15 protein-coding genes are annotated in these 15,349 nt (G+C 64.0%); 1 reads left to right on the plus strand and 14 read right to left on the minus strand.

What is annotated here, in order from left to right; all coding sequences use genetic code 11:
- Positions 1-14: 14 nt before the first annotated feature.
- The 13 genes from NKH89_RS08910 to NKH89_RS08970 all read right to left on the minus strand — a co-directional run bounded on the left by NKH89_RS08910 (position 15) and on the right by NKH89_RS08970 (position 12,250).
- Positions 15-1,088 (minus strand): hemolysin family protein, encoded by a 1,074-nt coding sequence (locus NKH89_RS08910; protein ID WP_352908611.1) that lies wholly within the window; start codon positions 1,086-1,088, stop codon positions 15-17.
- 28 nt (positions 1,089-1,116) lie between these two features.
- A complete protein-coding gene (gene ybeY, locus NKH89_RS08915; protein WP_352884999.1) occupies positions 1,117-1,614 on the minus strand; it encodes an rRNA maturation RNase YbeY in 498 nt (165 codons plus the stop codon).
- Positions 1,615-1,631: 17 nt separating this feature from the next.
- Positions 1,632-2,624 carry a PhoH family protein gene (locus NKH89_RS08920; RefSeq protein WP_023719573.1) on the minus strand — a complete coding sequence of 331 codons (993 nt, stop codon included), beginning with the start codon at positions 2,622-2,624 and terminating at the stop codon, positions 1,632-1,634.
- Positions 2,625-2,707: 83 nt separating this feature from the next.
- Complete coding sequence (gene miaB / locus NKH89_RS08925; RefSeq protein WP_352716726.1) at positions 2,708-4,117, minus strand: tRNA (N6-isopentenyl adenosine(37)-C2)-methylthiotransferase MiaB; 1,410 nt, start codon at positions 4,115-4,117, stop codon at positions 2,708-2,710.
- Between the two features lie 63 nt (positions 4,118-4,180).
- The gene (gene olsA / locus NKH89_RS08930; RefSeq protein ID WP_023719575.1) at positions 4,181-4,981 is read right to left on the minus strand and encodes a lyso-ornithine lipid O-acyltransferase; all 801 of its coding nucleotides are present in this window, start codon (positions 4,979-4,981) and stop codon (positions 4,181-4,183) included.
- A gap of 21 nt (positions 4,982-5,002) precedes the next feature.
- A complete protein-coding gene (gene rimI, locus NKH89_RS08935) occupies positions 5,003-5,497 on the minus strand; it encodes a ribosomal protein S18-alanine N-acetyltransferase (RefSeq protein ID WP_023719576.1) in 495 nt (164 codons plus the stop codon).
- On the minus strand, positions 5,497-6,174 hold the full coding sequence (tsaB, locus tag NKH89_RS08940) for a tRNA (adenosine(37)-N6)-threonylcarbamoyltransferase complex dimerization subunit type 1 TsaB (RefSeq protein ID WP_023719577.1): 678 nt from the start codon (positions 6,172-6,174) through the stop codon (positions 5,497-5,499). Before tsaB ends, rimI begins: the two co-directional genes overlap by 1 nt.
- A gap of 160 nt (positions 6,175-6,334) precedes the next feature.
- On the minus strand, positions 6,335-7,441 hold the full coding sequence (locus NKH89_RS08945; protein WP_352908612.1) for a DUF1513 domain-containing protein: 1,107 nt from the start codon (positions 7,439-7,441) through the stop codon (positions 6,335-6,337).
- A gap of 2 nt (positions 7,442-7,443) precedes the next feature.
- A complete protein-coding gene (locus NKH89_RS08950; RefSeq protein ID WP_352908613.1) occupies positions 7,444-8,520 on the minus strand; it encodes an imelysin family protein in 1,077 nt (358 codons plus the stop codon).
- On the minus strand, positions 8,520-10,043 hold the full coding sequence (locus tag NKH89_RS08955; RefSeq protein ID WP_502896880.1) for a di-heme oxidoreductase family protein: 1,524 nt from the start codon (positions 10,041-10,043) through the stop codon (positions 8,520-8,522). The genes NKH89_RS08950 and NKH89_RS08955 overlap by 1 nt, the downstream gene beginning before the upstream one ends.
- Positions 10,044-10,139: 96 nt before the next feature.
- Positions 10,140-10,625 carry a bacterioferritin gene (gene bfr, locus NKH89_RS08960; protein WP_023719581.1) on the minus strand — a complete coding sequence of 162 codons (486 nt, stop codon included), beginning with the start codon at positions 10,623-10,625 and terminating at the stop codon, positions 10,140-10,142.
- Positions 10,591-10,902 carry a (2Fe-2S)-binding protein gene (locus tag NKH89_RS08965; protein WP_084642720.1) on the minus strand — a complete coding sequence of 104 codons (312 nt, stop codon included), beginning with the start codon at positions 10,900-10,902 and terminating at the stop codon, positions 10,591-10,593. Before NKH89_RS08965 ends, bfr begins: the two co-directional genes overlap by 35 nt.
- Positions 10,903-10,957: 55 nt before the next feature.
- Complete coding sequence (locus NKH89_RS08970) at positions 10,958-12,250, minus strand: imelysin family protein (protein ID WP_502896881.1); 1,293 nt, start codon at positions 12,248-12,250, stop codon at positions 10,958-10,960.
- Positions 12,251-12,674: 424 nt separating this feature from the next.
- Between NKH89_RS08970 and NKH89_RS08975 the strand changes: the two genes are divergently transcribed.
- Positions 12,675-13,928, plus strand: coding sequence for an NAD(P)/FAD-dependent oxidoreductase (locus NKH89_RS08975; RefSeq protein ID WP_352908615.1), 1,254 nt, complete (start codon positions 12,675-12,677; stop codon positions 13,926-13,928).
- 1 nt (position 13,929) lies between these two features.
- Here the strand turns inward: NKH89_RS08975 and NKH89_RS08980 are convergent, their stop codons facing one another.
- Positions 13,930-15,207, minus strand: coding sequence for a 4-aminobutyrate--2-oxoglutarate transaminase (locus NKH89_RS08980; RefSeq protein ID WP_352908616.1), 1,278 nt, complete (start codon positions 15,205-15,207; stop codon positions 13,930-13,932).
- Positions 15,208-15,349: the final 142 nt, after the last annotated feature.

Consider the following 15,349-nt stretch of genomic DNA (forward strand, 5'->3'; position numbering starts at 1 on the left):
GCGAGCCGCGTCCTTCAAGCCTGCTCGGCGCGGGCGGCGCGGCGGCGGCGCTCGCCCTTCAGGGTTTCGACTATGCGCACGCGCTTGACGCGGCGTGGGTCGGCGTCGAGCACATGGAACTCGAAGCCGGGTATGGCCTGCACCACTTCGCCGCGCGCCGGCACCCGGCCAAGCGTGTTGAAGATCATGCCGCCGATCGTGTCGACATATTCGCCGTGCTCGCCGGCGGCGAAATCCTCGCCGATCATCTTGGCGACATCGTCGATCTCGGCCTTGCCGTCGACGATGAAGACGCCTTCGCCGGCCTGGGTGATCATCGGCTCGTCGTCGTCGTGCTCGTCCTCGATGTCGCCGACCACCATCTCGACGATATCCTCGAGCGAGACGAGACCGTCGGTGCCGCCATATTCGTCGATGACCAGCGCCATCTGGGTCCGTGTCGTCTGCATCCGCCCCATCAGGTCGGAGGCGAGCATCGACGGCGGCACGAACAGCACCGGTCGGATCAGGTTGAGATCGCCGATGGTGCGCGCCAGATCGACCTGGGCGAGATCGAGAACCGTTGCGACCGCGGTTTTCCTGGTCGTCCTGCCCTTTCGGACGCGGGCGACCTTGGTGATGTGCGCCAGCACGTCGCGGATATGGACCATGCCGCGCGGGTCGTCGAGCGTCTCCGAATAGACCGGCATGCGGGAATGGCCGGACTGTTCGAAGAGCCCCAGAAGATCACCCAGCTTCGTGGTGATCTCGACCGCCTCGATGTCGGCGCGCGGCACCATGACGTCCTCGACGCGCACTTCGCGCAGACGCAGGATATTGTTGAGCATGGCGCGTTCGCCGGGCGAGAAGGATTCCGCATCGCTCGCCGTTTCGGCAAGCGCACCGGCAATCTCCTCGCGCAGGCTGGTGCCGTTGCGGTGCCTGAAAAGCCCGAGCACGCGATCGAACAGGGAAGGACCGGCAGGCGATGCCTCGCTGGCGAAGCTGCCGGTCGTGGTACTCGGACTCGAGCCCTCTTCCGTCGTTTCGGAAGGCTTGATCGCACTGCCGGCATCGGGGCGGGCGGCAGTCTCTGGTTTGTCGTTCATCATCGTCCGGTCAATTGATCTTTTGTAATTACGTGTAGGGATCGGGAATGGCAAGCCTCGCAAGTGCTGCGCGCTCTGTCGCTTCCATCAGTTCCGCTTCGGCGTCGGTTTCGTGATCGTAGCCCAGCAAATGCAGCAGGCCATGGATAACGAGATGGGAGATATGGTCCTCGACCGGCTTGTCTTCCAGTGCCGCCTCGCGCGCGACCGTCTCGGCGGCCAGCACGATGTCGCCGAGCATCGGCGGCAGCGGCCCGCCCCGGGCAAACGGAAAAGCCGGAAAAGACAGGACGTTGGTCGGCTTGTCCTTGCCGCGCCAGCCGGCATTGAGCGTGCGGATATGGGCATCGTCGGAAAAGAGGATGCTGAGCTCGGAACGCCCGTCCGCACCGGTTTCGGCAAAGGCGGCCGAGACGGCATGGTCGACCAGCCGCGTCAGCGTCGTCTCGGCGGGCCAATCTCCGGCCTCGATCGCGATATCGATCTCGACGGGAAGCGGCCCCCCCGCCTTTTGCTGCTCAGCCATGCGGCCGCATAATCATATCAGCCTTCGACACCCAAGCCCCTGGCCAGCTTGCCGTCGCGGTCGTAGGCCTTGACGATCTCGGCGACCAGCGGATGCCTGACGACGTCGCCTTCGTTGAAGCGGACCGTCACCATGCCGGTGACGCCGTCGAGGATTCTCAGCGCCTCGACCAGGCCGGACTTGGTGTTTGGCGGCAGATCGATCTGGGTCGGATCGCCGGTGACGATCATGCGCGAGTTCTCGCCGAGCCGGGTCAGGAACATCTTCATCTGCATGGGCGTGGTGTTCTGCGCCTCGTCGAGGATGACGGCAGCGTGCGCCAGCGTACGGCCGCGCATGAACGCCAGCGGCGCGATCTCGATGACCTCGGCGGCAATCGCCCGCTCGACCTTGTCGGCCGGCATCATGTCGTAGAGCGCGTCATAGAGCGGCCGCAGATAAGGATCGACCTTCTCCTTCATGTCACCCGGCAGAAAGCCAAGCCGTTCGCCGGCCTCGACCGCGGGGCGCGACAGCACGATGCGTTCGACCATGCCGCGTTCGAGCAGCATTGCCGCATGCGCCACCGCCAGATAGGTCTTTCCGGTGCCGGCCGGGCCGATGCCGAAGACGAGTTCCGACCGCTCCAGCGCGCGCATATAGGCGTCCTGGTTCAGCGAGCGGGCATAGATCGTCTTCTTGCGCGTCGATATCTGGGCGGCAGACACCTTGCCCTTGCGCTCCAGTGTCGGCAGCGTCAGTTGGTCGTCGGCGGCGATCGCCATGCGCACAGCGCCGTCGACATCGGACTGGCCGATATCGGTGCCTTTCTGCAGAATTCCGTAAAGATTGTCCAAGGCGCGGCGTGCCTGCTCGGCCGCCGAGGAAGAGCCTTTGATGGTCAATTGATTGCCGCGCGAGCGGATGTCGACGCCGAGCTTCTGCTCGAGTCTGGCCAGATTCTCGTCGAATTGGCCGTAAAGGGCGCTGGCAAGCTTGTTGTTGTCGAAAGTCAGTACGATGTGCGCCATATCCGAGGCCCCCGAGGGTAGGTTCTGGGGCAGGTTCTTCACTTCAGCAGCGCTCAACCGTCTCTCCTCATCTGCCGAGACCTTCAGGCCAATTCGGCGAACAGGCTGTTGTAGCCCGTCTTCGTGATTCGTACCTGGATAATGTCACCGATTTCGCCGGCCATTTCATCAACAATAACCGGCTGCAGCCAGGGCGAGCGGCCAACCTTCTGACCGGCCTGGCGGCCCGGCTTTTCGATCAGCGTGTCGATGGTCCTGCCGATCAGGCTTGCGCCGAAATCCTGCTGCTGTTTCAGCAGTAGCGCCTGCAGCCGCTGCAGGCGCTCGTCCTTGACGGCCTCCGGCACGTGATCACTCATCTCGGCGCCCGGCGTGCCGGGGCGCAGCGAATATTTGAACGAAAAGGCCGAGGCATAGTTGATGTCTTCGACCAACTGCATGGTCGCCTCGAAATCGGCTTCCGTCTCGCCGGGAAAGCCGACGATAAAATCGCCCGACAGCGCAATGTCGTTCCGTGCGGCACGGATGCGGTCGATCAACGTCAGATAGTCCTTGGCCATATGCCTGCGGTTCATCGCCTTGAGTATGCGGTCGGAGCCGGATTGCACCGGTAAATGTAGATAGGGCATCAGCGTAGGCAAATCACGATGGGCGGCGATCAATTCATCGTCCATGTCGCGTGGATGACTGGTTGTGTAGCGCAGGCGCGCCAGGCCCGGAATCTCGGCCAGCCTGAACAGCAGCCGGCCAAGGCCCCATTCCGCGCCGTTTTCACCTCTTCCATGCCAGGCATTGACGTTCTGGCCGAGCAGCGTCACCTCGCGCACGCCGGCATCCGCCAGGCGCTCGGCCTCGGCGACGATCTGTGCCACCGGCCGCGAGACTTCCGAGCCGCGCGTGTAGGGCACGACACAGAAGGTGCAGAACTTGTCGCAGCCTTCCTGAACGGTCAAGAACGCCGTCACGCCGCGCCTGATCAGTTCGGCGCGCTTCGGCTGCGGCAGATGCTCGAACTTGTCCTCGACGGCATAGTCGGTCTCGACGATCTTTTCGCCGCTCCGCGCCCTCGCCAGCACACCGGGCAGCCGGTGGTAGGTCTGCGGGCCGATGACCAGGTCGACGGCCGGCGAGCGGCGGATGATCTCGGCACCCTCGGCCTGCGCCACGCAGCCGGCGACGCCGACCAGCATTTCGCGCCCGGCCCTTGCACGCTCGGCCTTCAACTCACGGATGCGCCCAAGTTCGGAATAGACTTTTTCCGCCGCTTTCTCGCGGATGTGGCAGGTGTTGAGCAGCACCAGATCGGCCTCGCCGATAGCGTCTGTCGCGGCATAGCCGTCGGCCGCCAGCGCATCGGTCATGCGCTGCGAATCGTAGACGTTCATCTGGCAGCCATAGGTCTTGACGAAGACCTTTCTGGTCGCGGCAGGCAGAACGACTAGGTTTTCGGCGGCAGCGCCGATGTCGTCGCGTTCTATCGTGTTCAATTCCATTTCGCGGCTTCTAGCGCCTTTCCCTGACAAAAAACAGACGAATCTGGCCGGAACCTGCGCGGCTTACCGGCTTGGGCGCGGTTCGGCGAGAGCCGCCTGTACCATCTCGCGCACCTGGCGTTCCATCTGCTTTGCCGTTTCCTTGCGGCTGGAGCCCTTGGAGAAAGCAATCGCCTCGCCAAAATGCACCTCGACGTCGAGGGCGCCCTCGGCCATCAGCACCTTCAGATGCGGCATCAGCTCTTCATCGCCGATCCAGGCGGCAACCGGCCGATGCCGGCGGCCGAGCGGCACGCCATGCAGGCGCGTATAGACGATCGCCACCGGCTGGATGAAGACCTGTTCGGCCGCCCCTTCCGCAATCGCCATTGTAGCGGCGCCGAACAGCGTACTCTTGAACGGCAGGATCATGTTGCCGTCGCCGGTCGAGCCTTCGGCAAACAGCACCATGGCGTCGCCCTTAGCCATGCGGCCGGCGATCTCGCTCGCCTGGTCGCCCGACGAACGTTTGCGCTCACGTTCGATGAAGACAGTGCGCTGCAGCTTCGACAGCATGCCGATCAACGGCCAGCCGGCCATGTCGGCCCTGGCGATGAACGTCACGTCGACCATCGACCCCAGTACCATGATGTCGGTCCAGGAGATGTGGTTGGCGGCAATCAGCAATGGGCGCTGGCCGGACAGCGCCCCCTTGACATGGATGCGCAGCCCCAGCGCCCTGACGATCATCCTGTGCCAGATCTTCAGGATGAAGGTCTCGCGCCAGAGCCCGGTCCTCATCGACAGGACCTGCAGCGGCACAAGCACCAATGAGCCGACGACAACCAGCCCCAGCGCCAGGAAAATCCTGATTTTTCCGATCATCCGCACCACCCCGGCGTTTGGCTAGCGAAGATCGCGGCGCATGACAAGCGCGCCGGTCGGGCCGTGTTCCGGCGATTTGTAATAGTTGGCGCGCTTGCCGACCTCGCGGAAGCCAAGCCGCCGATAGAGCGCGATCGCAGCGACGTTGGTCTCGTCGACCTCGAGGAAAAGTGCCTCGGCGCGCTGTGCGTGCAATTCGCGCAGCACCGCATCCATCAATTGCCAGCCGAGCCCCCGGCGCCGATGCGAGCGTGCCACCGCGACCGTCAGGACCTCCCCCTCGCCGGCCGCCAGGCGCGCCAGCACGAAGCCGACCGGCGGCTTGGCGCCCTGTCCGGTCTCGCGCGCGGCATAGCCGAACACGGTGTCCTGCTCGAGCAGTGCGGCGAATTCGTCGTCGGTCCACGGCCGCGCGAAATCCTCGCGATGCAGCACCGACATGGCCGCGCTGTCGGCAATTGTCAGCGGCTCGAGCGCATAGTCCCTGCGGCGCGGCTGGAGGAACGGAATGCGCATCAGTTTTTTTGCCTCGATAAAACAAAGCCGGCCTGCGGCTTGGCGTCGGCGCCGCGCAGATAGAGCGGTTTCGGCTTTTCGCCCTCGCCCTTGGCTGCGGCCCGATGGGCATAGACGGCGATGTCGGCGGTGGCCGCCGTCCCGCCGAGATCGAAGCTGCGCCCGGCCGCCGCGGCAATTTGGGTTGCCGCCGTGCCCGCCAGAACCGGAGAGATGTCGGTCGCCATGGCTGCGGCTTGCGAGAGCGTGGTCACAGCCGGACCATAGATCAGAACCGACCTCTCATCGTAAAGCGCCGCATGGATCTCCTCGCGGCCTGCATCGAGCGCGGCGAGCACGGCGCGGCGGGGAAATATCGCTGCGGCCTCTGCGGCCAACGCCTCCAGAGTCGTCACGCCGATCGCGGGGATTTTCAGCGCCAGCGCAAGGCCGCGCGCCGCCGAGACGCCGACGCGCAGACCGGTGAAGGAGCCCGGACCGGTCGCAACGGCAATGGCGCCGAGGCCGGTAAAGTCCGTTCCGGCCGCCTTCAACGCCCCTTCGATGACACCCATCAGATGCTCGGCATGACCCTTGCCGAGATCGAGCACCGAACGGCCGAGTTCTTTCCCGGCCGCCGCGTCGTAGACGCAGGCGGCGCAGAGATTGGCGGCACAGTCGATGGCAAGCAACTTCATGAAGCGCCCGGTTGAGACAGTTTCGAAAGCAGCCTCCCTCTGCCCGCCAAGGCTGATCCCCGCAAGGGGAATATCCACAAATCTTCAGGCGACTTGCTTGGAGTGTGGGTCCAAGAAGGTAAGTTTCGACGAACGCAACTGCCACAAACCGTTGCCAGGATTAGCCGATCTGCTCGATACGCAGCACGTGATTGTCCCAGACATAGTCCGGCTCGGAACGGATCGTGCCACCGCCCTCGACAATTTCGCCGGCGCCCGTCGTCGCCATGAAGCTTTTCCCATCGGGCGCCACGCCACAGACCTCGACCAGCGCCTTGGTAGCGACGATGCGGCTGCTGGCGGTGTCGATCACGGCAAGCGAATTCCCCTCAGGCGAAGACACGGCGATGGTGCCGGCGGCAGGGTTGGCGGCGACCGAGCCGATATAGTTCCTGAAGCCGGAGAGCACGTCTTGCGACATGTCGAGCAATTGCAAGTCCTTGCCGCGCGGCGCGCGGCCGACCAGCGGGGGACGATCGGTACCCGGCCCCCTGTATTGACAGCCGAACCAGACGGTGCCGGACCGGTCGGCATCCATATGGCGGATCGACAGTTGGTGCAGCGCCGGCGGCAATTCGTGCTTTTCGGTGAGATCGCCGGTAAGGCGGTCGACCAGAACATAGGACGGCTTCATCGTTGCGATATTGAGCTCTGCGCGGCCATAATCCGGATGCGTCTCGATGCCGCCATTAGCCACAGCAATCGTCCTGCCATTGGAAAGCAGCAAAAGCTCGTGTGGGCCCATGCCGTAGGTCGGGAACTCGCCGATGCGCTTGAATTTCGCATGCGTGTCATAGACGCCGACCACGCCGGCGGCATTGTCGAAATCGTTCTCGGTGGCGTAGAGCAGCGTGCCGTCGGCCGAGAACACGCCATGGCCGAAAAAATGTCGGCCGGCAACGCTGGCAATGGTGTGCGGTTCATCGCGGCCGGTATGGTCGAAGACGACAGCAAAGGTGCCCGGCTGCCTGGCAAACACCACCGACCGCTTCGACACCGGGTCGAAAGTAACGTCGTGGCCCCGATCGGGCAGATCGATCGTGTGCAACAACTTGCCGGCCTCGGACAGGACGGCCGCGCCATAGCTGCCGTCGCGCTTGACGAAAGCGGTGGCGAAGACCGCGTCGGCGTCGAGTGTCTTTGCCCAGGCCGACGGCGCCATCGCCGCTACGAAACCAGCGCCTGCGGCCCTCAGGAAATCGCGCCGATCGATCAGCGGCGTCCTCATGATCAGTCGCCGTCCAGTGACGAGAACCCGGCGGTCAGGCCAAATTCGGCGGTCAGCCTGGTTCCGATCAGGGTCGTCAGGCTGGATGTCACCAGCGAGAAATAATCGAGCTTGCGGCGCAGCGCCGGATCGGCAAGTGCCTTGTCGATCGGACCCCTGATCGCCTTGGCCGCCTCGATCCCGTTGGTGAGCTGGATGTGAACCGATTCCGCCATCCAGCGCGCATCGGGCGGCAGCGCGTCGCCAAGCTGCGAGGCCTGGAACAGCGCGTCCATGCCCGCCAGGTTCCCGGTCAGCGAGCGGGCGGTGTTTTGCGAGCGCCAATAGATCGCCTGTTTCGGTTTGTCGGCCTCCGGCTTGGCGCCCAGGAAGCCTTTCAGGCGCACGTCGCGCACCATTTTCAGCTCGTTGATGAAGACGCCGACCAGTTCGGTCACCGCTTCGGTGCCGCCGTGATAGAGCGCGTTCTGCGGACCCGGATTGGCCCAGAGCGCGGCAAAACCGTCGGGCTTGGTCCAGGCATCGCTGACCTCGCCGGCGATTGCCTCGATATTGCCGGCAATGGCCGCACCGTAGGCGCAGCGATAGGCGGCGTCCCTGCCGGCCAATTGATCGGCGCCGTCACCATGGAGCACGAATTCCAGTGCGCCGAGCCCTTGCATGGCGACGCTCTTTGTCGCCAGCTGGGCCGGATCGGCGGCTGTCGGATCCTTGCCGGCAAGTGCTGCCTGCACCTGCTTCAGGCCGATGCTCTTGCGGTCCGGCCAAAACAGCATGCGCTCAAGCCGGTTGTTTTCGGAGATCGGCCCGAAACGGATGATTTCCACCACCGACCAGGCATCCACGACACCCGAGAATTCGGCGCGTGCCGCATCGAGATTGTCTTGCGAGGGCGCCTGGCAAAGCGCGTGCATGATCTTCGCCAAGCCGTCCGCATGGTCATGCAGCCTGGCGTAGGCCGGGCGGACGAAGCCGTCGGTCGCCCGCTGGATCACATCCGAAGCCTTCACCGCCGCGGATGCTGGCAGCGCACCGTTGAGGACCAGCAGAGCGAGCGCAAGCGCAAGACGCTTCGGCATCAGAGCGACTCCAGAAATTTGATCAGCGCATCGCGATCGGCCGCTTCAGCGGCGGCAAAGCGGTCACGCGCCTTCTGGCCCTCGCCGTCATGCCACAGGATCGCCTCGGCCAGGCTGCGCGCGCGCCCGTCATGCAGGAAGAAGGTGTTGCCGCTGACGGTCTGGGTGAGCCCGATGCCCCACAGCGGCGGCGTGCGCCATTCGCTTCCCGTGGCCTCGCCCACCGCCTGCCCGTCGGCAAGGCCTGGTCCCATGTCGTGCAGCAGGAAATCGGAATACGGCCAGATCAGCTGGAAGGCCTGCGCCTTATTCGGGGTGCCGCGACGGGTGACGAATTTCGGCGTATGGCAGGAGATGCAGCCCATATCGTAGAACAGTTTTTTGCCGGCGAGCACGTCCGGTCTGTCGAGATCGCGCCGGGCCGGCACGGCAAGGTTTTGCGAATAGAAGGTAACGAGGTCCATGACCGGCGGCGGCGCTTCGACCGGACCGAGGCGCTCCTGCACGCCGTTGGGCAGGGCAAGGCAGGTCTTTTCTCCGGAGGTGCAATCGCCCCAGTGCTTCGGCACCTCGGGCGTCGAAATGCCGATATCGCCGGCAAAAGCGTCCGCCGATTGCTGGCGGATCGATACCGCCTGCGCCTTCCAGCCGAAACGGCCGAGCGTCAGTTCACCGCTGCTGCCGTCGCGAATTATATTGGGCCTGCCGGAAATGCCGTTGCCATCGCGGTCGGCGGGATCGGCACGGGCAAGGATGTCGGCCGGAGCGATCTGCTCGACCAGGCCAAGGCCGATCATCGGCGGCGTCATGCGCGGCGACAGCGTGGTGTGCGGGTCGAGCGGCCCGTAGGCTAGGCCCTCGACCGAATAGCTCGGCTTGCGCAGCGATACCGTGCTGCCGTCCGCCAATTTCACCTTCTCGTCCTGATAGTCGACATGCATCCTGCCTTCGCCCTGCAGGCCGGGTACCGCCAATTCCTGCAATTGCGTGCCATAGACCGGGTCGGGGAAGTTGAGCACCTTGTGATCGGCGAGCGCGGCTTTCTCCTCCTCGGTACTGGCTTGCCTTGCCAGGCGCAGGAACATCGAGGTGGTGCGGCTGTCGCCTTCGGGCGGATGGCCGCGGCCGTCCTTCAGATGACAGTTCTGGCAGGCGCGCTCATTGAACAGGGGGCCTAGCCCATCCGAGGCCTGTGTCGAGGATGGCGAGGACACCCAGTTCTTGCGGAAAATGGCGTTGCCGAGCTTGAAGGTGCCCTCTTCCTCGAAGCTGATGTTGGCAGAGGATTGCGAGAAGGCGTCCTTGTTGACGTCCTTCTTCGAGGTGCCGGCGCCGCCCTGCATTAGCTCGAATTGCTCGGGCTTGGAGAAATCGCTGGTCGGCCTGGTAATGGCGATGACGCGCGCCAGATCCTTCGGCGTCAGATCGGTGCGGCTGGTAGCAAGCCCCGCCGGTTGCGGCGCTCCGGCCAGCGCCGAGGCTGTGAGCGTCGCCACCACGGCAAGAAAAGCGCCGCGAACCATTCCGTATCGCGGTTTCTTCTGAGGCGGCAGGCCGCAATGCTCGGCCGGCCGCAAGCGGCGCATGAAATCTAGGGGGCGCCGCATTCCTGCATGTCCTTATTCCGCCTCGTCGGCCGATGCCGCGTTGAGCTGGCCGTATTTTTCCTCGCCGATCGAGGCCAGCAGATCGAGTTGCGTCTCGAGGAAGTCGATGTGACCTTCCTCGTCAGTCAGCAATTCCTCGAACAGCTTCATCGTCACGTAGTCGCCTGCCTCGTTGCAGATCTCGCGCGACCGCTTGTAGGCAGTGCGCGCGTCATATTCGCCGGCAAGATCGGATTCGAGCACTTCCTTGACATTCTGCCCGATGCGCAGCGGCGCCACGGACTGCAGGTTCGGATGGCCCTCGAGGAAAATGATGCGCGCCACGAGCCGGTCGGCATGGTGCATTTCCTCGATCGATTCGGCGCGTTCCTTCTTCGCCAGCTTGGCGTATCCCCAGTCTTCCAACAGCCGGAAATGCACCCAGTACTGATTGACCGCTCCAAGTTCCAGAAACAGAGCCTCGTTAAGCCGCTCTATGATCTGCTGTTCGCCTTTCATGGGTTCTGCTCCCGTATTGGACGCGCAGGCCTCTGACGCGATCCAGGTGTGAAACAATGTCCACGCCGCTCGCCGCCGAGCGGGTGTGGTAATTTTCGGTGACCCGAATGATCGTTTCGACCACATTTGGGAAGCAGCCGCAACAGCGACCGCGCTTGTGCATGGCATGATAGACCTTCGCCGGCACGATAAGCTGCCAAGGGTCCTCATCCAGCAGTTCGACGATCGTCTGCTCTATCTCCTTTTCGGTGATGATGTTGCAATGGCAGATCAGCATTTGGCGCTCTGGCTGACGGCGCTCATTGCGCCGCGTGGCTGGTGGTTTCGATAGTTTACTGGAACACCTTGTCCGGTGAATCGAGGCTGTCCGAGCCCTCGAAGGCTATGGCATTGAGCTTCAGGGTACCGACGGCGCGTTCGATCGACTTGGTCTGATCGACCAGCGCGTCGATCGCCGCCTGCACGGTGGCATTGCCTTCCGTGTTGCCCTCTCCGATCTGCTGGTCATAGGCCTCGCCGGCAAGCGCCCGCGCCTTGATGGCCTCCATCTTGGCGACGGTAACATCCAGCTTGTCCGACAATTCCTTGTCGATCGCCGGATCGGCCGCCTTGACCATGTCGGCGACCGACGGGCCCTCCACGACAGTGCCGTCAAGCCGCGTGTAGCTGCCGTGATAGGCGGCGCGGATGCCGACGGCGTCATTGAGATGGGAGTTGTAGGTGTTGTCGGAGAAACAATCGTGCTCCTCTTCCGGATCGTGCAGCAAGAGGCCGAGCTTCATCCGCTCGCCGGCGAGCTCGCCATAGGACAGCGAGCCCATGCCGGTGAAGATGGTCGAAATGGCGGCGTTCTGCTCGCCATCGACAAGGTTCTTGCGGGCGGCGCCGCCTTCTTTCCAGTCGTTGACCATGTCCTTGAGATCGGAAACCAGAAGGTCGCTCGCCGATTTCAGGTACTGCGAGCGGCGGTCGCAATTGCCGCCGGTGCAATTGGTGAGGTCGTAATCGGTGTAGGGCCGCTCGCCGGCGCCCGGACCGGTGCCGTGCAGGTCTTGCCCCCACAGCAGGAATTCGATGGCGTGATAGCCGGTCGCCACATTGGCCTCGATGCCGCCGGCCTCCTGCAGGGTGCCGGAGAGGAACTCCGGCGTCAGATTGGTGGCGTCGACCTTCTTGCCGTTGATCTCGATCGACTTGTTGGCGATCACATTGGCGGTGTAGAGCGCGTTGGCGTCCGATTCGGTGCCGTAGCTCTTGGCGACATAGTCGATCAAGCCTTCGTCGAGCGGCCAGGAGTTCACCTTGCCTTCCCAGTCATCGACGATGGCATTACCGAAGCGATAGACCTCGGTCTGCTGATAGGGAACGCGCGATGCCTTCCACGCCTCGCGGGCGGCATTCAGCGTCTCAGCCGATGGCTTGGCGAGCAGTGCATCGACAGCCTTGTCGAGCGCCTCGGCCGTGATCAGCGAATCCTCGTATTTGGCAAGCGCAATGTCGGAATAGGTCTTGATGACCGCCTTGGTATCGGTTTGCGCCTTGGCCGGCAGCACGAACACCGCCGCCGTAAGCATCGCGGTGGCGCCGATCGCCGCAAGCCTGCCGCCATACCGCGCCGTGATCATCGTTCTCATGACTGTCTCTCCTCGGGAATCAATGAAATGCCGGCGCCGCGGCGGGCAGTTGCCAGCGGGCAAAGAAGGGTCGCGCCATCGCGCGGTTCGCGGAAGAAAGACACCGAAATGCCTCCAATCGAAAGGGTTCAAGGCCCAGACATCAAAGGGATGCGCTGACGCGCGAGCTTCCATAAAACGGCGAAGACGCCGGATGTCAACCGGTGGGCGTAGAAAAAATTCAATTGAAACAATAGTTTAGAATTATTCTAAACTAGAACTGTCAACTTTAACGCCGATCTATCCGGAATGCCGGCGCATGAAGCGATTGACAGGTGGCCGTTCCGGGTGCGACCCGGATCGGCGCTCTTGCGGCGGCGCCGGACAATCGCCACCTGGCGGGAAGTCCTAGATTTGGAGGAGGAATCGGGCTGTTATGAAGAACGGGGTTGTCATTGTCGGTGCGGGTCATGCGGGCGTGCAAGCGGCCGCCAGCCTGCGCGAAGAAGGCTATGACGGTCCGGTGATCCTGATCGGCGACGAAAACGAATTGCCCTACCACAAGCCGCCGCTGTCGAAGACCTTCATCAAGGATCAGCAAGCAAAGCCGCAGCCGCTGCGCGGCGAGGCTTTTTATACCGGCAGCGCCATCGACTTCCGGCCAGGCATCCGGATCGAGCGCATCGATGCAGGCGGCCGCAGGCTGGAGATATCGGGCGGCGGCGTGCTGCCGTTCGACCGGCTGGTCCTCGCCACCGGCGCGCGGCCGCGCCTGCTGCCGCTGCCGGGTTCGGAGCTTTCCGACGTTGTGTCGCTGCGCTCGCTCGGCGATGCCCGCCTGATCCGCCAATTGAGCGTGCAAAGCGAGGAGGTCGTCATCCTCGGCGGCGGCTTCATCGGCCTGGAGATTGCCGCAACGCTCACCGCCGCAGGCCGCAAGGTCACCGTGGTCGAGGCGGTCGACCGGCTGCTCGGCCGCGCCGTGGCGCCGGTCATCGCCAGCCATGTGCGCCAGCGGCTGGAAGCGACCGGTGTGCGCATCCTTACCGGCACCACCATCGAACGGCTGGAGGGCGAGAACGGCCGTGTTTCGGCTGCAATCACCTCATCCGGCGAGAGATTGCCGGCACAGATGGTCGTCATCGGCATTGGCGTCGTGCCGAATGTCGAATTGGCCGAAGCCGCCGGTATTGCCATCGCCAACGGCATCCGCGTCGACCAGCAGATGCGCACGTCGGTGCCGGAAATCCTCGCCATCGGCGACGCCGCCTCCTACCGGCACTGGTTCACCGGCGGCGACGTGCGGCTGGAATCGGTGCAGAACGCCACAGACCAGGCGCGGCTCGCCGCGCGCACCATCATCGGCCATGCCGACAATTACTCGGCGGTGCCGTGGTTCTGGTCCGATATCGGCGACATGAAGCTGCAGATGGTCGGCCTGATTGCGGGCGGCGACAGCCATGTCGTGCTGGGCGACGTGGCCGAAAACAAATTCTCGATCTACCACTACGCCGCAGGCCGGCTGCTCGGCATCGAATCGGTCAACCGGCCCGGCGACCATATGCTTGGCCGCAAGATGCTCGGCGCCGGCTTTTCGCCGTCGCCGCAGATTGTCGCGACCGGGCCCGACGGGCTGAAGGCCGCGCTCGCCGCCTTCCAGCCGGCAGAGCCTGCAAGAGCGGCCGGATAGCTCAGGCGGCGCGAACTTCGCGGATCGAGCTTTCCAGGATGTCGAGCGCTTCGTTCATGACGGCGTCCTGGATGGTGATCGGCGCGAGGAAGCGGATGACGTTGCCGTAGACGCCGCAGGTCAGCAGGATCAGGCCCTTGTCGAGCGCCTTCAGCCGGACCGCATTGGCGAGTTCCGACGACGGCAGCCCCTTCGTCACATCGTTGAACTCGACCGCGTTCATGAAGCCGGGTCCTCGGATATCGACGATCTCAGGCGCTTCGTCGCGGATCGATTGCAGGCGCTGCTTCAGACGGTTGCCCAGCGTGTTGGCGCGGTCGCAGAGCTTCTCCTCATCGATGACGTCGAGCACCGCATGCGCCGCGGCGACGCCGATCGGGCTGCCGCCATAGGTGCCGCCTCGCCCGCCGGGGCTGGGCGCATCCATGATCTCGGCACGCCCGGTGACGGCCGCCAGCGGGAAGCCGCCGGCCAGGCTCTTGGCCATGGTGGTGATGTCGGCCGCCACCTCGTGGTGGTCCATGGCAAACATCTTGCCGGTGCGGGCAAAGCCGGTCTGCACTTCGTCGGCGATCAGCAGCATGCCGTGCTGGTCGCAGATCTTGCGCAATGCGGTCATGAAGTCGCGCGGCGCCTCGTAGAAGCCACCCTCGCCCTGCACCGGCTCGACGATGATCGCGGCGACGCGGGCCGGGTCGACATCGGCCTTGAACAGCCGGTCGAGCGCGGCCAGCGAATCGGCGACCGAGACGCCGTGCAGCGCCACCGGGAACGGCGCATGGAAGACATCCGCCGGCATGGCGCCGAAGCCGACCTTGTAAGGCACGACCTTGCCGGTCAGCGCCATGCCCATGAAGGTGCGGCCGTGAAAGCCGCCGGAAAAGGCGATGACCGCCGGCCGGCCGGTGGCATTGCGGGCGATCTTGATCGCGTTCTCGACCGCCTCGGCGCCGGTGGTGACGAAAATCGTCTTCTTGTCGAACTTGCCGGGGAGCATGCCGTTCAGCCGTTCTGCCAGCCTGATATAGCTCTCATAAGGCACGACCTGGTAGCAGGTGTGGGTGAAACGGTCGAGCTGCGCCTTGACCGCTTCGATCACCCTAGGGTGACGGTGGCCGGTGTTGACGACAGCGATGCCGGACGAGAAATCGATATAGCGGCGGCCTTCGACGTCCCAGATCTCCGAATTTTCGGCGCGATCGGCATAGATCTGAGTGGTCATGCCGACGCCGCGGGAAATCGACTGGTTCTTGCGTTCGGAAATGGCTGAATTTGTCATCGTACCCCTCGCCGGGCCGGCGCCCGCTCTCGTTTGATGGCTGTTGAGACTCTTCTGGGCTTATTTCAGTTTTTCCTCAAGTTGGCACCGCCGCCGGGCGATTGGGCCTGCCGGTCGGCGTCAGCAACCGAACGCCCGTCGC

Origin of the sequence: Mesorhizobium sp. M0923, from assembly GCF_040319365.1 — a bacterium.
In the GTDB taxonomy this organism is placed as follows: Bacteria; Pseudomonadota; Alphaproteobacteria; order Rhizobiales; family Rhizobiaceae; genus Mesorhizobium.